This window comes from Brachybacterium sp. AOP43-C2-M15, from assembly GCF_052446295.1.
Classification (GTDB): Bacteria; Actinomycetota; Actinomycetes; order Actinomycetales; family Dermabacteraceae; genus Brachybacterium.
The window spans coordinates 166,934-183,823 of record NZ_JBQSWB010000009.1; the positions used below are offsets into that span (position 1 = coordinate 166,934).

Consider the following 16,890-nt stretch of genomic DNA (forward strand, 5'->3'; position numbering starts at 1 on the left):
GCCACGCCGCCCGGGACACCACGCGGCCGCGAGGCGTCCGCCGGGCGTCCGTGCGGTGCCGCGCCCGCTCCCGAGCAGCGCCCCCATAGCCCAATCGGCAGAGGCGGCCGACTTAAAATCGGCACAGTGCGGGTTCGAGTCCCGCTGGGGGCACCGGTCAGAGGTCCCGCGGAACGGTGGTCGGGCGCACCGGCCGGTCCGTGCTCGATGTCGGCCACAATGGTGGCATGACCTCCTCCGCCAACCACCCCACCCCGGAACCCGCCCTCCGCGCCGAGCTCGCCGCCCGGATCGACGACGTGCTCGCACGCCTGGACGCTGCGGCCGAGCGCTCGGACCGTGACGGCGGCGCGATCACCGTGCTGCTGGCCACCAAGACCCGCACCCCGGCCGAGATCTCCCTCGCCGTGGACCTGCTGCGGGACCGCGGCCGCCGGATCGCGGTGGGGGAGAACCGAGCCCAGGAGATCGCCAAGCACTCCGATCCGCTGCTCGCGGACAACGGCGTGCCGCGCCACTTCATCGGCCGTCTGCAGACGAACAAGGCCAGGGACGTGGTGGCGTTCGCGGAGCTGATCCACAGCGTGGACCGCCCGGACATCGCCGATGCGCTCGAGCGCCGGGCCGGGATGGCGGACCTGCGCAGGGACGTGCTGGTGCAGGTCAACACCTCGGGGGAGGAGTCCAAGGGCGGCTTCGCCCCCACGCTCGAGGCGATCGCTCCCCTCGTGGAGCGGCTGCGGGCGAGCGAGACCCTGCGCCCGGTCGGGCTGATGACGATCGGCGCGAACACGACGGATGCCGAGGCCGTGCGCTCCTCCCTGCATGCGCTGCGCGCGCTGCGCGACCAGGTGCGGGAGCAGCTCGACGCCCCCGAGCTCACGGAGCTCTCGATGGGGATGAGCGGCGATCTCGAGATCGCCGTCGAGGAGGGCGCGACCATCGTGCGCGTCGGCTCCGCGATCTTCGGTGCCCGCTCCGCCTGATCCGGCCCGGCGCCCCGGGCCCGGTCGGCACGGCCCGACGGCGCGGGCTCAGCGCCCGTCGGGCAGCACGAGCATGGTCGGCAGGCCGTACTCGTGCTCGAGCACCTCGCAGGCCGCGCCGGCGGCGATCAGGTCGGTGCCGCGGGTGGAGAGCAGCACCTCCACATGCCTATGGGCCCCCGTGCGCAGGCCCTCGTCGAGCGCGGAGCGGACCGCGTCCATCGTGGCCCGGTGGTGCGCGTAGACGGACCGTCCCCCCAGGACCACCCGGTCCACGTCCACCAGGCGCACCAGGTTCAGGACCGTGGTCGCGAGGACCTGCGCCGCGGACTCCTGGTCGCCGGCGCCCTGCGCGGCGAGGTACTCGGCCTGGGCGCAGCCCCGACGGCCGCACGGGCACGGCTCGCCGCCCATCCGCACCACCATGTGGCCCGCCTCGCCGGCGCGCGACTGGGCACCGCGCACGATCGCGCCGTCGAGGCGGAGCGCGGCGCCGAGACCCTCCTCCGCCAGCACCAGAGCGGCGTTGTCGAGCAGCCCGGGCTGCGACCAGCTCTCGCCCACCAGCGCCGCCCGGGAGTCGTGGTCCAGGAGCACCGGCATCCCGAGCTCCGCGAGCAGCAGGTCCCGGATCGGCGCACCGCGCCAGGCATCGGTGGGGGAGGAGCCGAGCACGACGCCCTCCTCGGAGTCGACCGGCCCCGGCATGCCGACGCCGACGCCCAGCAGCTCGCCGTCCCCGTGACGGGAGAGCTCGCGCGCGGTGGCGGCCAGGGCCCCGATCAGGGCGGGCACCGACTGCGCGGCGGAGACCTCCGTCGCTCGGCGCTCCAGCACCTCGCCGGTGAGGTCGGTCACGACCCCGTGCAGGCGCGAGCGCGTCAGGTGCAGCCCGATCGCGCGACGAGAGGTCGGCACGATCCGGTACAGCGTGGTGGGCTTGCCGGGTCCGGAGGAGACCGATCCCGCCTCCGCCATCAGTCCCCGGCCGATCAGTCGGGAGAGGATCTTCGAGATCGCCTGCGGCGTGACCTGCAGGGCGTCGGCGAGACCGGTGCGTGCGACCGGCTCCCCGCGCCGTGCCACGGCGAGCACGGCGGCGTCGTGCGCGCCCGCCATGCGGTCGAGAGGTCCGGTGGGTCTCACGGCGCTCATCCTCGCACGCCCGCCCCCGGCGACCTCTCGATGCGCGTGCCCCGCGCAGGCTCCGAGCGCCGCGATCCCGAGTGCTGCCGCCTTCCCCCTTGACGTAACGCAACAGCGTTGGCTTACTCTGGTCGCCCGGTCGATGACGCCCTCCAGACACTGCTCCCGACCGTCGAGGACCCGCGATGACCCAGATCACCCCCGCCCGCAGCGCCCCGCACGAGATCTCCTCGCGCCGCCGCGCCCTCGCCCTGGCCGCCATCGCCCTCGGCGGCGTCGGCATCGGCGCCTCCGAGTTCGCCACCATGGGCCTCCTGCCCGGCATCGCGGACGGCCTGCTGTCCGCGCAGATGGCGGCCGACCCCGACGCCGGCATCGCCCGCGCCGGGATGCTGATCACCGCCTACGCGCTCGGCGTCGTCGTCGGCGCTCCCACCCTCGCGCTGCTGTCCGTGCGCTGGAGCCGCACCTCGATGATCACCGGGCTGGCCGTCGCGCTCGCCGTCGGCACCGCGCTCTCCGCGGTGATGCCCACCTTCGAGCTCACCGTCCTGGCGCGCTTCCTCGCCGGAGTCCCGCACGGCGCCTACTTCGGCGTCGCCTCCCTGCTCGCCGCCTCCCTGATGGGGCCGGGCAGCCAGGGCAAGGGAGTGGCCGTGGCGCTGTCCGGACTCACCCTCGCCAACCTCGTCGGGGTCCCGCTGATGACCGCCCTCGGCCAGGTCGCCGGATGGCGCTCCGTCTACCTCGTCATCGCCGCCCTCTTCCTGGTGACCGTGGTCGCCCTGCGCTGGGCGGTCCCGGCCCAGGAGGCCGTCGCGGGTCGTCGGGCGCGCGATGAGATCGTGGCGCTGCGCCGCGTGCGGCTCTGGCTCATCATGGGCATCGCGGCCACCGGCTTCGCGGGTGGATTCGCCGTCTTCAGCTACGTCGCCGACATCACCACGCAGGTCGCCGGCGGCACCGCCGCGCTCGTCCCCTGGGTGCTGGCCGCCGCAGGGCTGGGCATGACGCTCGGCAACGTGCTCGGCGGCGTGGTCACCGACATCTCGCTGCGCGGCACCCTGCTGATCGGGTTCCCGGTGTACATCGCCGCCCTGGCCGGTCTGTTCCTCGGCTCGCAGGGCTCCCCGGCCGGGCTGCTGATCGGCTTCTTCGCCGTCAACGTCGCGAGCTCCGCGCTCGGTCCGGCGCTGCAGACCTGGCTCATCTCCGTGGCGCATCGCTCCGAGGTGCTCGGCGCCTCGCTCAACCAGGCGGCGTTCAACGTCGCCAACGCCCTCGGCGCGGCCCTCGGCGGTGCCGTGATCGCCGGCGGGCTCGGCTACCGGGCACCGATGCTGGTCGCCATCGCTCTCGCGAGCACCGGCTTCCTGCTGGTCATCGGGACGCTGCTGGGGCTGCGCCTGCGGGCCGCCCGTACCCTCGCGGTGCTGCGCGAGCACGAGAGCACCTACACCGGCTCGATCCCGGTGGTCGTGACGGAGCAGGCCGAGAGCGCCGCCGAGCAGACTGAGCAGGTCGAGCAGACTGAGCAGACTGAGCAGGCCGAGCAGACTGAGCAGGTCGAGCAGGTCGAGGGCGCCTCGAGCCGCACCGGAGGGATCCCGGTGCCCGTCGGCTCCTGATCCGTCGGCCCCGGGCGGCGCGTCACATACCGACATCCGCCTGCGGGAGCGAGGGCCGTGCGACCTACAGTGGCGAGGATCCGATCGCCGCGCACACGAGGAGCATCCGTGCACATCCAGACCGCCGCCGTGCACACCCTGAGGGACTTCGAGCACGGGGCCGTGGTCCCGCCGGTGCACCTGGCCTCGACCTTCGAGCTCGACCGGGCCACCGAGGACGGCGCGTACGCCTACCAGCGCGGCTCGAACCCCACCCGGGCCCAGCTCGAGACGGTGCTCGCCGCGCTCGACGGCGCGGAGCACGGCTTCGCCTTCGCCTCCGGCATGGCCGCGACCGCCGCCTCCCTGTCGACCCTGGTTGTCGGCGACGAGGTGCTGCTGCCGGCGAGCGTCTACGGCGGCACCTACCGCTTCGTGGACCTGGTGCTGCCGGGCCGCGGGGTCACCGGGCGCTTCGTGGACGACCTCGGCGCCCTCACCGACGAGGACTTCACGCCCAGCACCCGGGCGGTGTTCGTCGAGACGCCCGCGAACCCGACCCTGCGGATCACCGACCTGCGCCGCATCGTCGAGCTCGCGCACCGCCACGACGCCCTGGTGATCGTGGACAACACCTTCATGACCCCCGTGCTGCAGCGCCCCCTCGAGCTCGGGGTCGACGTGGTCGTGCAGTCCGCCACCAAGTACCTCGCCGGGCACTCGGACCTGCTGGCCGGGACCATCACCACGAACGACGCCCGGCTCGCGGAGGCCTTCGCCCTCGCGCAGAAGGCGCAGGGCGGGGTTCTCGCGCCGCTGGACTCCTTCCGCCTGATCCAGGCGATCAAGACCCTCCCGCTGCGGCTCGAGCGTCAGCAGGCCAACGCCGAGCGGATCGTCGCGCACCTGCGCACGCGGGAGGACGTCGCCCGGGTCCACTTCCCCGGCTCGTACAGCGAGGAGGAGGCGAGGATCCACGCCTCCCAGGCCTCGGGCCCGGGGGCCGTGCTCTCCTTCGAGCTCGCCGAGGGGCTGGACCGTGTCGCCTTCCTGCAGGCGCTGCGCTACCCGGCCTATGCGGTGAGCCTCGGCGGGGTCGAGTCCTTGATCTGCCGCCCCGCCACCATGACGCATGAGGCGATGACCCCCGAGGCGCGGGCGAACGCCGGCATCTCCGACGAGCTGCTGCGCCTGAGCGCGGGGATCGAGGACGCGGCGGATCTGATCGCCGACCTCGACCAGGCGCTCGAGGCCGCTGTCCTCTGAGCGTGCTTCGCTGACGGCGGAGCGTCCGTCCAGCTCGATCCCGGGATCCGTCGGTATCATGGCCGGGTCGGTCCGACGGGAGCACCATGGCGTCCCGCGTCGACCCATCTGATCCCACGTGAGGAGCACCATGGCACGCCACAACATCGTGTTCGGCCGCGACCAGGCCGTCCAGGGTGGCGCGAACTACAACGCCCCCCGCTTCGGCCAGCAGGCGACGGCCGCCCCCGCCCAGAACACCCAGTGGTCCTCCGGCTTCGACCAGCAGGCCACGGGCCGGCAGGGCGACGACCAGCTGGAGGCGATGTACGCCCGCCCGTCCGCGACCGGTCACGACACCGGCCGCATGACCCTCCGCGACGCGCTGAACGCGATCACCGCGACCCTCGGCATCATCGTCGTGGTCGGCTTCGCCGTCGCGATGCTGCCCTACGGGCTCGCGCTGGTCGCCGGCGACGAGGGGGCGCAGGCCGGGCTCGCCATCGCGGGCGCCGCGACCTTCATCGGCGTGATCGGCGGTCTCGTCGCCGCGCTGGTGAACATCTTCAAGAAGCAGCCCTCGCCGATCGCGGTGGTCGCCTATGCCGTGTTCGAGGGTCTCTTCCTCGGCGGCATCAGCGGGACCATGGAGTACATCTACCCCGGCATCGCGATGCAGGCCGTGGTGGGCACGCTCACGGTCGCCGTCACCGTGCTGGTGCTGTTCCGCTTCGGCATCCTGCGCACCTCGCCGCTGCTGACCAAGATCTTCATGGTCGCGATGGTCGCCTACCTGATCTTCGGACTCGCGAACATCGGCGTCATGCTGATGACGGGCCAGAGCCTGCGCGAGGGCTGGGTCGGCCTCGCGATCGGCGGCCTCGCCATCGTGATGGCCTCCTACTCGCTGGTCATGGACTTCGAGGACGTCAAGCACTCCCTCGAGGCCGGGGTGCCGCGCAAGTACGCCTGGCGCCTCGCCTTCGGCGTCGCGGTCACCATGGTGTGGCTGTACATCGAGGTGCTGCGCATCCTGATGATCCTGCGCGGCGGCGACTGACCGGTCCCGCGGCCCCGGCCCGCACCGCGGGGCGGAGCACGGTCGGCAGCACGCACGCACGTATGCTGAACGGCGGGTCCCTCCGGGGGCCCGCCGTTCCGCATCCCCGGTGAGAGGAAGGTCGATGGCGGACCTGTGGCAATGGGTGCTCGACCACGGCGCCCTCGTGATCACCTATCTCTACTGGGCGCTGGACATCGTGCTGCGGCTCGTGAGCCTCATCGTGGTGCCCCGCAAGCGCCGCCCGGGCTCGGCGATCGCCTGGCTGCTGGCGATCATGGTGTTCCCCCTGGTGGGCTTCCCGCTGTTCCTGCTTCTGGGCAGGTCCCAGCTGCCACGGCGACGCCTCGAGAAGCAGAGGCTCGTCAACCGCCTGATGCGGGTGCGCGCCCACGCCATCCCCGACAGCGAGCTCGACGAGGACGTCCCCAGCTGGCTGCAGTCGGCGGTGCGCCTGAACCGGGAGCTCGGCGCCTTCCCCCTGACCGGCAACAACTCCGCGGACCTGGAGATCGACTACGAGACCTCGATCGCACGGATGGCGGCCGACATCCGCACCGCGCACGACTCCGTGCACGTGCTCTTCTACATCATGGGCCTCGACGAGACCACCGAGGACTTCTTCGAGGCCCTCGGCGAGCGGGCCGACGCGGGCGTGAGAGTGCGGGTCCTGTACGACCACTGGGGCGCGGCCAGCCACGGGAAGCAGTACCGGGCCATGCGGCGCAAGCTCGACGCCCACGGCATCGAGCACGCCCCCATGATGCCGATCCGGCTCTTCCGCGACGGCGCCTTCCAGCGCCCTGACCTCCGCAACCACCGCAAGATGGTGATCGTCGACGGCGAGATCGGCTGGATGGGCAGCCAGAACATGATCGCCTCGCACTACGACAAGCCCTCCAACATCCGCCGCGGGCTGCACTGGCAGGAGACGATGGCGCGCTTCCGCGGCCCCATCGTCTCCGAGCTGAACCTGCTGTTCGCCACCGACTGGTACTACGAGTCCGGGGAGATGCTCCCCGAGCCGACGCTGGTGCGCCCCTCACCGGACACCTCCGGCAGCTACGAGTGCCAGCTGGTCCCCAGCGGGCCGGGCTTCGTCGCGGAGAACAACCTGGCGCTGTTCAACCAGCTGTTCTACTCGGCCACGCGCCGCATCGTGGCCGTCTCGCCGTACTTCGTGCCGGAGGAGTCCATGCTCGCGGCCCTCGTCACCGCGGCGCGGCGCGGCGTGGAGGTGGAGCTGTTCGTCTCCGAGATCGGCGACCAGTTCCTGGTCTTCCACGCGCAGCGCTCGTACTACACGGTGCTGCTGGAGGCCGGGGTGAGGATCTGGCTCTACCGCTCCCCGACGATCCTCCATGCCAAGCACGTGACCATCGACGACTCGGTGAGCGTGGTCGGCTCCTCGAACATGGACATCCGCTCGTTCCTGCTGCAGATGGAGTGCTCCCTGATGATCGGCGGCACCGACTTCATGGAGAAGATCCGCGAGGTCGAGAGCTCCTATCGCGCCGCCAGCCGGGAGCTCACGCTCGAGGAGTGGGAGAAGCGGCCCCGCGCCGTGCACGTGCTGGACAACCTCTGCCGCCTCGCCTCCGCCGTGGTGTGAGGGCCGTTCGCGGCCGGGCTCAGGAGTACCCGGTCAGCGACTCGTAGGCCTCGTCCGCGGCCTGCTCGTGCTCGGTGACGCCGACGGCCGTCTCGGTGACGAACACGCTGGGCCCCTGCGGGGTGTCGATCACGACCACCACCAGCTCGGTGGCGGAGGTCTTCTCCAGCGGTGAGGAGGAGAAGTTCACGACCGCCGTGGTGCGATAGCCGGGCATGCCCGAGATCGTCACCGGCTCGGTGATCTCGTCGTCCAGGGAGCGGCCCTTCGCCTCGCCCCAGATGCTCGCGTAGAAGAAGCAGTCCACGATCTTCTGCGAGGCGACCTCGGCGCCGGGGTACTCGATGCCCGGCTGCCATTCGACCGCTCCCACGGCGATCGTGGAGTACCAGGTGTCCTCGACGAGGGCCTGCGCCCCCTGCGTGTCGTTCGCGTGGGACAGGCCCATGGGCGAACTGCGACCGTCGTAGATCGACGGGGGGATGAACTGCAGCCCGCCGCCGCGCAGCTTGCCCGAAGGGTTGGAGGAGGTGCGTTCCTGGCTGTCGGGGCTCCAGCAGCGCTCCTCCTCGACGTCGGTGGGGGTCGGGGACTCCGACGGGTCCGTCGCCTCGGGGTCCGTCGCCTCGGGATCCTCCGGCGCGGTCGTGTCCGTGCTCGGGGAGGCGACGCCGCCGCCGGTCCCTCCCGGTCGCAGCACCAGATAGCCCACCGTCCCCCCGACGATCAGCAGGAACACGATCGCGAAGGCGATGCCGCCGATGAGCAGGGCGGTGCCGCGGCCGCCGGAGGCGGAGGGCTGCTGCTGCTGCGTCAGGGGGTACTGCGGCTGCGGTCCGGTGTGCACGGCGGCTCCTGTGACGGTCTGGTCGTCGGCGACGGTCTGGTCGTCACTCGACGACGTCGAGGCTCGCGATGATGTCCTCGAGGTTCTGGGCGTGGTCGGGCTGATCGGCGGCGACGTCGCTCGCCAGGGCGCTGGGCCCCTCCGGGGTGTCCACCACGATCGAGGTGACCACCGAGGCGCTCGAGGTCTCCAGCTGCGCGGAGTCCTCGAAGTGGTAGGTGGCCTGGACGATCCAGGCGGCCGTCCCGTCCACCGTCGTCGCCTCGGAGCGGTAGTCGGTGACGTCGGGGTTCTCGCCGAAGGTCTCGATGACGCCCGAGGTGGTGGCGTAGCACTGGAAGATCGCGACGGCCGCGGGCTCGAGGCCGGGGAATCCGCCCTCCTCCTCGGGGAAGCTGACCCGGCCGAGGTTGACCACGCTGTACCAGAACCCCTCGACCAGGCGGGACTCGGCGCCGATCTCGGTGAGATAGGGCAGCGCGCGGGCGGACCAGCCGTCCCCCCAGCCCTCGGGATTGGTGTACTCGAGCCCGCCCCCGCGGACCCTGTCCGGTGCCGAGGGCTGCTGGGGCGCGGTGTTGCCCGGCACCGTGCACTCGGTGGTGGGAGCCTGGGTGAAGATCGGCGGGGGAGGCGCGATGTCCGGGTCCTCGGGATCGGGCACGTACTCCGACTGGCCCTCGGCCGAGCGGGGACCGGTCTGATAAGCGGTGGGGGGAGGGTCCTCGAGCACGGAGCGGAAGACCGTCTGGGAGAGGACCAGGGCGATCACGGCCAGCACCACCACCGCGCCGCCGATCACCGCGAGCATGGTGACACGGGTGCGGCGCACCGCCCGCTCGCTCGGCTCCCCGAGGGTCACCGCCTGGGCCTCGTCGCCGAAGGAGGGCAGGTCGCCGTCGTTCGCGGGGCCTCCGGAGGAGAAATCGGGCAGGCCGGAGTCCTTCGACCGCTGCTGGTCACCCGACCGACTCATCGTCACCTCCCCGGCGCCGCGGGACCGTCCCCGCCGTCGCTGCCCGTGCTCGTCCCCCGGGAGATTCTCGCACGCCCGGCGGATGCCACCGGGACCAGGATAGAGATGCCAGGTGCGATTGGTACTCTCCGCTCACGGAGCAGTCCCGACGCCGGGACGACTCCGGCGGCCGACGGGCCCTGCAGGGCCCGTTTCCGGAGCCCGGACCCCTCGACGATGGAGAACGCATGCGCCCGCCCCTGGTCCTGACCATCGCCGGCTCGGAGTCCGACGGCGCCGCCGGCATCCAGGCGGACCTCAAGACGTTCACGGCGCTGGGCACCTACGGAGCGACCGCGGTCAGCATGATCACCACCGTCACCGATCAGGGGGTGCGCGGGACGCACCCGCTGCCGGCGGAGGTGGTGCGCGGGCAGATCGACGCCGTCGCCGCGGACCTGCTCATCGACGTCACCAAGATCGGCGCCCTGGGCAGCGCGGCGGTGGTCGACGCCGTCGCCGGGGCGGTGCGCGAGCACCGCGCACGCCTGGGCCGCATCGTGCTGGACCCGGTGATGGTCGGCGCCGACGGCTCGGCGCTGATCACGGCCGAGGGGGCGCGGGCGCTCGGCGAGAAGCTGCTGCCGCTGGCGGATGTGGTCACGGCGAACATGGCGGAGTCGGCGCAGCTGCTGGGCCGTCCCCTCGCGACCTCGATCGAGGAGATGCGGGAGCAGGGCCTCGCCCTGCAGGCGAGGGGTCCCCGTGCCGTGCTGATCACGGGCGGACGGCTCGCGGGGGAGGACGTCGTCGACGTCCTGGTCCACGAGAGCGGCACCGATCTGCTGCGCGGCGAGCGGGACCCGGGCCGCCGCGTGCGCGGGGCGGGCACGACGCTCTCGGCGGCGGTCGCGGCGCAGCTCGCCCGCATCGCCGAGTTCGACCGTGCCGGGGAGCTGGGCGAGATCGGGGAGGCCGGCGACGAGGACGACATGGTCACCATCGTCGCCTCGGCCCGCGAGTTCGTCGCGAGCGCGGCCGAGAACGCGCAGGACTGGCGGATCGCGCGGACGGACGGCGGCCTGAGGCCGCTGAACCACCTCATCACGCTCGACCGGTAGCCTCCGCCCGCCGCGCCCTCGCCCGCCGCGCCCTCGCCCGCCGCGCCCTCACCCCTCGAGCAGCCCCAGTCGTTCCTTGAGCGCGAGCATCCGGCCCGCCGACTCCCGGACCCGCTCCTCCTGCTCGGCGCCCTGCTCCGCCCACGCCTCGATGGCGTCGACCATCTCGCCCGTGAGCGAGGCGTCGGCCGTGAGGACCACGTCCCCGCCGGCCTCGAGCAGTCGCGTGGCGCGCTCGGCCACCGGGACGTCGGCGACGGCCTTCGCGGCACCGACGTCGTCGGTGACCACGAGGCCGTCGAAGCCGAGCCGCTCGCGCAGCAGGTCCTGGATCGCGGCGGCCGAGAACATCGCGGGGACCTCGGGCTCGAGCTCGGGATAGATCGCCGAGGACATCATCACCAGGTCCGCCCCGGCCTCGATCCCCGCCCGGAAGGACTCCAGGAAGGGGTCCTCCATCCCGGTGACGGGGTCCTCGATGCCCTCGGCGGAGAAATCCGTGTTCTGCTCGACCCGACCCAGTCCGGGGAAGTGCTTCAGGGTCGCGCCGACGCCCTGAGCGGCGAGCGCCTCGGTCGCGGCGGCGACGCACTCCCCGACCTCCCGGGGCTCGGTGCCGAAGCCGCGGTCCAGTCCGCCGACGGGCTCGTTGGCGCCGCCGAGCTCGGGGTCGACCACGTCCGCGACCGGGGAGAGCGCCACCTGGATGCCGCGGGCGGCGAGATCCTCGCCGATCGAGGTGTACGCCTCCGCGACCGCGTCCGGGCCCTGGGCGCCGAGCTCCTCGGCCGACGGGGTCCGGCGGGCCGCGTCCCCGCGCAGCATCCGCACCTGTCCGCCCTCCTGGTCGACGGCGATCAGGGGCGGCAGGTCCGCGCGGGAGAGCTCCGCGGCGGCGGCGACCGTGCGCTCGACCTCCGCGGCGCTCTCCCAGACCTGCAGCAGGAAGATCCCGCCGGCGTGGTGGTCGGCGAGGATCTCCCGGGGGATCTCGCTGCCGGCCGCGACCCCCACCAGCACCAGCTGACCGGCGAGCTCGCGCGGGGAGAGGTCCTCCAGCAGCAGCTCCGCCGGGCCCGGCGGCTCGGTGGTGGGCTCGGAGGTCGGCTCCTCCGTCGGCTCCTGGCCGGTGCCGCCGTCGTCGGACCCGCCGCCCGGGGAGTCGCCGCCGTCCTCGCCCCCGGTGCCCGGGGAGGGGTCCTCGGCGGTGCAGGCGGCCAGGGCGGCCACGGGGGCCAGGGCCAGCAGATGACGACGTCGCATGCGGCCAGTGTTCCACGGGGCCGACGGGTTGTGCCGAGGGGCGACCCGCCCCGCCCCGCGCGCCGTAGGGTGGTGCCATGAGCACCGAGATCGCTCCTCAGGAGCATCCCCACGCCGCACGGATCGAGTCCGAAACGGGGACGCCGCTGGCCACCTGGACCGAGCGTATCGACGAGGCCGGCGGCCGGGATCTGGACCACGCCGCGATCGCCCGGATGCTGCCCGAGCGCTGGACGATCGGCGAGTGGTGGGCGCAGGGAGTGACCGTCGCCTACGAGCAGGTCATCGGGCGCCGTGTGGTGGGGCAGAGCTGCGAGGGGGACTTCTCCGCCTCCGCCTCCCGCACCGTGCCCGGGGACATGGGCGCCGTGCGGGACCGCTGGGACGCGTTCATGACCGACGTGCGCCGTGAGGAGCTGGGGCTCGAGGACCCCTCCCTCAGCGACACCGCGTCATGGCGGTACTGGCGCGCCGCCGCGAGCGACGGGACCCGCGTCTCGGTGAACGTCACCGCCAAGGACGAGGCGCGCAGCACCCTCGGCATCGAGCACAAGGGGATCGAGACCGCCGAGGGCCGTGAGGTCTGGAAGGCCGCCTGGAAGCGCACTCTCGCCGACTTCACCACCTTCGACCAGGAGAACCGATGACCGCTACCGCCCCGCAGCCCGAGCCCTCGCAGCCCGAGACCCCGCAGGACGGGAACGAGCAGGACGCCGCGCGCGATCGCGATGCCCCGCCCGGCACCGGTGCGCGGCTCCCGGCCGCGGACGGCGGCTCCGACCCCCATCAGTGGCTCGAGGAGGTCACGGGCGAGGACGCCCTGGACTGGGTGCGCGAGCGCAACGCGAGGGCGGAGGCGGCGCTCGACGCGATCCCCGACCCGTCGGCCGCCGGCTCGTCGACCGCCGGCTCGTCGGCCGCCGAGGGCGGGGGACTGGCCGCGACCCTGCAGCGCGACATCCGCGAGATCCTCGACGCCAAGGACCGCATCCCCGGTGTGGTCAAGCGCGGGGAGCACCTCTACAACTTCTGGACCGACGCCGACCACGAGCGCGGGCTGTGGCGCCGCACCACCCTGGAGTCCTATCGCACCGACGAGCCCGAGTGGGAGATCCTGCTGGACGTCGACGCGCTCAACGAGGCCGAGGGGGAGGACTGGGTGTGGCACGGCGCCCGCCTGCTGCGCCCCGTCGGCGCCGAGGACGGCGAGCCCTACCGCCTCGCGCTGGTCGACCTCTCCCACGGCGGCTCCGACGCGGACGTGACGCGGGAGTTCGACCTCGAGACCCTCGATTTCGTGCCCGCCGCCGAGGGCGGCTTCGAGCGCCCCGAGGCGAAGGGGTCCCTGGGCTGGATCGACGAGGACACCGTCTGGGCCTGCACCGACTTCGGCGAGGGCACCACGACCAGCTCCGGCTATGCGCGCCAGGCCCGGATCTGGCGCCGCGGCACCGCGCTGGCGGACGCGGAGCTCGTGCACGAGGTGGCCGAGCACGACATGGCCGTCTTCGCCGCCCACGACTCCACCCCCGGCTGGGAGCGGGACTGGGTGATCGAGGCGCACGCCTTCTACGACAACACGATCCACGTCGTCGACCGCTCGCAGCGACCGGCCGCCCTCACCACGGTCGACGTCCCCTCGGACCTCGACGCCACCGCCCATCGCGAGCTCGGCATCTTCTCCCCGCGCAGCGACTGGGAGGTGGGCGAGTCCCTCTACCCGGCCGGGTCCCTCGTGGTCGGCGACTTCGCCCGCTTCCAGGAGGGGGAGCCCGAGCTGCACCTGCTGTTCGAGCCGACGGAGACCACCTCGCTGGCGGACATGACGATCACCCGCACCGCCGTGGTGCTCTCGATCCTCGAGGACGTGGTGCACCGCCTCGAGGTGCACACCCGCGACGAGCACGGCGACTGGGTGCGTCAGGACCTGTACCCGGAGCTGCGCGGCGCGATCGGCGTCTCCGCGGTGGACGCGGACGTCAGCGACGAGATCTGGGTGACCGTCACCGACTTCATCGAACCCACCACTCTCCACCTCGGGGACCTCTCCGAGGTGGCCGAGGGCGGCGAGGCGGGGGAGCTCGAGGTCGTCAAGTCCGCTCCGGCGCGCTTCGACGCCGAGGGGCTCGACGTCAGCCAGCACTTCGCGACCAGCGACGACGGCACCCGCATCCCCTACTTCGAGATCTCCCGTCTGGAGACGGAGGGACAGGACGCCGAGGCACCCCGCCCGACCCTGCTGTACGGCTACGGAGGCTTCGAGATCTCCCTGACCCCGTCCTACCTCGGTGCGATCGGCAAGGCCTGGCTCGAGCGCGGGGGCACGTACGTGCTGGCCAACATCCGCGGCGGCGGCGAGTACGGACCGCGCTGGCACCAGGCGGCGCTGAAGGAGAACCGTCACCGGGCCTACGAGGACTTCTCCTCCGTCGCGCGGGACCTCGTCGAGCGCGGCGTCACCGACCGCGACCACCTCGCGGTGCGCGGCGGCTCCAACGGCGGGCTGCTCACCGGCAACATGGTCACGCAGTACCCGGAGCTGTTCGGGGCGGTGATCATCCAGGTCCCGCTGCTGGACATGAAGCGCTACAGCCACCTTCTGGCCGGGCACTCCTGGATGGCCGAGTACGGGGACCCCGACACCGAGGACTGGGAGTTCATCCGCACCTTCAGCCCGTACCACCTGCTGGCCGAGGAGCGGGCGGCGACCTACCCGCCCACCTTCGTGCTCACCTCCACCCGGGACGACCGCGTCCATCCCGGGCACGCTCGCAAGTTCACCGCGGCCATGGAGTCCCTCGGGGCCGACGTGCGCTACTGGGAGAACATCGAGGGCGGGCACGGCGGTGCGGCGAACAACGAGCAGGCCGCCCGGATGTCGGCGCTCATGTACGCCTTCCTGTGGGCCACGATCGGGACCGACTCGTGAGCGCCCCCGGCGGGGCCGGTGACGGAGCCGGTGACGGAGGAGGTGACGGAGCAGGAGAGGGCCTGGACGCCCTCGTGGACCGGCTCGCCGCCGAGCAGCGGGAGCTCGCCGAGGCCGAGCAGGCGGAGCAGGCCGGACAGGCCGGAGCGAAGGGCACGGCGGACGGCGACGGGCGCCCGGAGCCGCCGCTGCTGGCCGGAGAGGTCGAGACCCTCGAGGGATTCCTCGACTTCCTGCGCGCGACCGTGGCGCGCAAGGCCTCGGGGCTCGACGACACGCAGGCCGCACGGCGCCTGGTCGGCTCCGAGACGACGGTGACCGGGATGATCCGGCATCTCGCCGACACCGAGCGGCACTGGTTTCGGGAGGTCCTCGGCGGGGTCCCGCTCGAGGACGTCGGCTACCGCTGGTCCGACGGGCACGACGCGTCCGCGGAATGGGCGGTGCCCGCCGGAGCCCGGCTGGACGAGGCGCTCGCGGACTACCGCGCCGCGACCGAGCAGTCGCGGGACCAGCTCAGGGGCCGCGAGCCCGAGGAGGAGCTGCACGGCGGGGGAGAGGTGCGCTCCGTGCGCTGGGTGCTGGCCCACATGGTCGAGGAGACGGCACGGCACGCGGGCCAGCTCGACATCCTGGTCGAGCTCCTGGACGGTCGGACAGGGGAGTGAGGGCCGCCCCCGTGCCGCGCTCCACCCCCCTGCCACGGGCCACGGAGCTGTTCGATCGCCCTGCCCAGGACGACCTGCTGCAGCTGCGCAACGACCTGATGACGGTCTACCGGGAGTTCTCCGCCGAGGACCCCCGGCTGTTCCCCCTGCGCTACGCGCGCACCGTCCCGCGACGATCCTCTCGGCCCGTGCGCCTGCCCGCCGAGAGCGAGCCCGCCGGTCCCACCGCCGCGCCGCAGGTGCCGGTGCTGCTCCTCCCCGACGGGCCTGCTCGGGCCTCCGTCCTGCCCTACGACGTGCTGCGCCGCAGCCTGGCCGGACGCGGCCTCGACGTGCTCATGATGGAGCACCGCGGGGTGGGGCTCTCCCGCCTGGACTCCGAGGGGCGGGACCTGCCCGCCCATGCGATGACCCTGCGCGAGGTGGTGGACGACCTCGTCGCCGTGCTCGACCACGCCCGGGTGTCGCAGGCGGCCGTGGTGGGCAGCGGCTACGGCGGCTATCTCGCGCAGGTGCTCGCGATCTTCCACCCCGAGCGCGTGCACTCGCTCGTGCTGGACTCGCCGCTGACCAGCGCGCAGGACGAGGCCATCGCCCAACAGACCCTCCGCGATCTCTACTGGGACGGCACCGACCCCTCGACCTCGACCACCGCACGGGTGCTGCGCCGCCTCGCAGGGGAGGGAACGGTCGACGCCGAACGGGCCGGCGCGGTGATCCTCGCGGTCCACGAGCACGGAGGGCCGGAGGCCGTGCGCGATCTGGTCGACCTGCTCGCCGTGGGACGAGGCAGCCTGACGTGGACCAGCGTGCGGCAGGTGCTGAACCAGTCCTGGCTGCAGTCCACCCCGTACGTCATCGAGCACGATCTCACCGCCCGCATCCTCCACACCGAGCTGGGCAGCGGTCACCATGCCGACGGCGGCCCCCTGGATCCGCTGCGTCTGGTGGGCGCGCAGGCCCGTGCGGTGCCGCCCTTCGCCGGGGAGGTGCTGGACCTGCACCGGCTGGCTCCCGCGATCACGGCACCGACGCTCGTGCTCACCGGCAGCCAGGACCTGGTCTCCCCGCCGCGGATCGCCCGCGAGCTCGCCGAGCGGATCCCCGGCGCGCATCTGCTGGAGATCCCCGGCGCTCGCCATTCGATCCTCGACACCCGCAGCCGGATCCTCCAGGTCGCCGCGCGCTGGAGCGCCTGCGGGACCGCGCACCGGCTGCCGGAGAGGGCCCGGGAGCTCGCGGCGCTGCCCGCCTCGGCGACGGACCTGGCCCTGTCCCGTGGTCTGCAGATCGCGCTCGCCGCGGAGAGGTTCTCACCCTGGCGCCTGCGCCTGGAGTCCGCGCGGGCCGAACGCGAGCGGGCCCAGCGGGAGAAGGCCCAGGTCGATCCCCGCCCGCACCGCGGTCGCCGGCCCCCGAGCGAGCGCGCCGATCCGGTGTGAGCGGGACGG

At 73.0% G+C, this 16,890-nt stretch carries 14 protein-coding genes and 1 tRNA gene; 11 read left to right on the forward strand and 4 right to left on the reverse strand.

The window, feature by feature from the left end:
* Positions 1–79: 79 nt before the first annotated feature.
* Together ACT3SP_RS11840 and ACT3SP_RS11845 are read left to right on the forward strand one after the other, a co-directional pair.
* Positions 80–153: transfer RNA gene (locus tag ACT3SP_RS11840), tRNA-Leu, on the forward strand.
* A gap of 74 nt (positions 154–227) precedes the next feature.
* Positions 228–986, forward strand: a complete 759-nt coding sequence (locus tag ACT3SP_RS11845; protein ID WP_444587494.1) for a YggS family pyridoxal phosphate-dependent enzyme — start codon at positions 228–230, stop codon at positions 984–986.
* A 48-nt stretch (positions 987–1,034) separates the two neighbouring features.
* On the opposite strand, the gene ACT3SP_RS11850 is transcribed toward ACT3SP_RS11845, so the two are convergent.
* Positions 1,035–2,141 carry an ROK family protein gene (locus ACT3SP_RS11850; protein ID WP_444587495.1) on the reverse strand — a complete coding sequence of 369 codons (1,107 nt, stop codon included), beginning with the start codon at positions 2,139–2,141 and terminating at the stop codon, positions 1,035–1,037.
* A gap of 176 nt (positions 2,142–2,317) precedes the next feature.
* On the opposite strand from ACT3SP_RS11850, the gene ACT3SP_RS11855 reads away from it, so the two are divergent.
* The 4 genes from ACT3SP_RS11855 (at position 2,318) to cls (ending at position 7,656) form a co-directional block, all read left to right on the forward strand.
* Complete coding sequence (locus ACT3SP_RS11855) at positions 2,318–3,760, forward strand: MFS transporter (RefSeq protein ID WP_444587496.1); 1,443 nt, start codon at positions 2,318–2,320, stop codon at positions 3,758–3,760.
* Between the two features lie 108 nt (positions 3,761–3,868).
* Positions 3,869–5,005, forward strand: a complete 1,137-nt coding sequence (locus ACT3SP_RS11860; RefSeq protein WP_444587497.1) for a trans-sulfuration enzyme family protein — start codon at positions 3,869–3,871, stop codon at positions 5,003–5,005.
* A gap of 130 nt (positions 5,006–5,135) precedes the next feature.
* A complete protein-coding gene (locus ACT3SP_RS11865; RefSeq protein ID WP_444587498.1) occupies positions 5,136–6,044 on the forward strand; it encodes a Bax inhibitor-1/YccA family protein in 909 nt (302 codons plus the stop codon).
* A gap of 124 nt (positions 6,045–6,168) precedes the next feature.
* Positions 6,169–7,656 (forward strand): cardiolipin synthase, encoded by a 1,488-nt coding sequence (cls, locus tag ACT3SP_RS11870; protein WP_444587499.1) that lies wholly within the window; start codon positions 6,169–6,171, stop codon positions 7,654–7,656.
* A 19-nt stretch (positions 7,657–7,675) separates the two neighbouring features.
* Here cls and ACT3SP_RS11875 read toward each other — a convergent pair whose 3' ends face one another.
* Positions 7,676–8,503: a hypothetical protein gene (locus tag ACT3SP_RS11875; RefSeq protein ID WP_444587500.1), complete on the reverse strand. Its 828-nt coding sequence runs from the start codon at positions 8,501–8,503 to the stop codon at positions 7,676–7,678.
* Positions 8,504–8,546: 43 nt separating this feature from the next.
* Complete coding sequence (locus ACT3SP_RS11880) at positions 8,547–9,479, reverse strand: hypothetical protein (RefSeq protein WP_444587501.1); 933 nt, start codon at positions 9,477–9,479, stop codon at positions 8,547–8,549.
* A gap of 227 nt (positions 9,480–9,706) precedes the next feature.
* Here ACT3SP_RS11880 and thiD point away from each other — a divergent pair, with 227 nt between their 5' ends.
* Positions 9,707–10,579, forward strand: coding sequence for a bifunctional hydroxymethylpyrimidine kinase/phosphomethylpyrimidine kinase (gene thiD / locus ACT3SP_RS11885; protein WP_444587502.1), 873 nt, complete (start codon positions 9,707–9,709; stop codon positions 10,577–10,579).
* A gap of 48 nt (positions 10,580–10,627) precedes the next feature.
* Here the strand turns inward: thiD and ACT3SP_RS11890 are convergent, their stop codons facing one another.
* Positions 10,628–11,842 (reverse strand): glycoside hydrolase family 3 N-terminal domain-containing protein, encoded by a 1,215-nt coding sequence (locus ACT3SP_RS11890; RefSeq protein WP_444587503.1) that lies wholly within the window; start codon positions 11,840–11,842, stop codon positions 10,628–10,630.
* 77 nt (positions 11,843–11,919) lie between these two features.
* Here ACT3SP_RS11890 and ACT3SP_RS11895 point away from each other — a divergent pair, with 77 nt between their 5' ends.
* The 4 genes from ACT3SP_RS11895 to ACT3SP_RS11910 are packed head-to-tail and all read left to right on the forward strand — an operon-like array spanning position 11,920 to position 16,881.
* Positions 11,920–12,489: a hypothetical protein gene (locus tag ACT3SP_RS11895; protein WP_444587504.1), complete on the forward strand. Its 570-nt coding sequence runs from the start codon at positions 11,920–11,922 to the stop codon at positions 12,487–12,489.
* Entirely contained in the window at positions 12,486–14,771 is a 2,286-nt protein-coding gene (locus ACT3SP_RS11900; RefSeq protein WP_444587505.1) for a prolyl oligopeptidase family serine peptidase, read from the forward strand. The genes ACT3SP_RS11895 and ACT3SP_RS11900 overlap by 4 nt, the downstream gene beginning before the upstream one ends.
* Complete coding sequence (locus ACT3SP_RS11905) at positions 14,768–15,439, forward strand: DinB family protein (protein ID WP_444587506.1); 672 nt, start codon at positions 14,768–14,770, stop codon at positions 15,437–15,439. The genes ACT3SP_RS11900 and ACT3SP_RS11905 overlap by 4 nt, the downstream gene beginning before the upstream one ends.
* A gap of 11 nt (positions 15,440–15,450) precedes the next feature.
* On the forward strand, positions 15,451–16,881 hold the full coding sequence (locus ACT3SP_RS11910) for an alpha/beta fold hydrolase (RefSeq protein WP_444587507.1): 1,431 nt from the start codon (positions 15,451–15,453) through the stop codon (positions 16,879–16,881).
* Positions 16,882–16,890: the final 9 nt, after the last annotated feature.

Coding starts and splice junctions, on each gene's coding strand:
- ACT3SP_RS11845 (WP_444587494.1), top strand. CDS start 228: ATGACCTCCTCCGCCAACCACCCCACCCCGGAACCCGCCCTCCGCGCC.
- ACT3SP_RS11850 (WP_444587495.1), bottom strand. CDS start 2,141: ATGAGCGCCGTGAGACCCACCGGACCTCTCGACCGCATGGCGGGCGCG.
- ACT3SP_RS11855 (WP_444587496.1), top strand. CDS start 2,318: ATGACCCAGATCACCCCCGCCCGCAGCGCCCCGCACGAGATCTCCTCG.
- ACT3SP_RS11865 (WP_444587498.1), top strand. CDS start 5,136: ATGGCACGCCACAACATCGTGTTCGGCCGCGACCAGGCCGTCCAGGGT.
- cls (WP_444587499.1), top strand. CDS start 6,169: ATGGCGGACCTGTGGCAATGGGTGCTCGACCACGGCGCCCTCGTGATC.
- ACT3SP_RS11880 (WP_444587501.1), bottom strand. CDS start 9,479: ATGAGTCGGTCGGGTGACCAGCAGCGGTCGAAGGACTCCGGCCTGCCC.
- thiD (WP_444587502.1), top strand. CDS start 9,707: ATGCGCCCGCCCCTGGTCCTGACCATCGCCGGCTCGGAGTCCGACGGC.
- ACT3SP_RS11890 (WP_444587503.1), bottom strand. CDS start 11,842: ATGCGACGTCGTCATCTGCTGGCCCTGGCCCCCGTGGCCGCCCTGGCC.
- ACT3SP_RS11895 (WP_444587504.1), top strand. CDS start 11,920: ATGAGCACCGAGATCGCTCCTCAGGAGCATCCCCACGCCGCACGGATC.
- ACT3SP_RS11900 (WP_444587505.1), top strand. CDS start 12,486: ATGACCGCTACCGCCCCGCAGCCCGAGCCCTCGCAGCCCGAGACCCCG.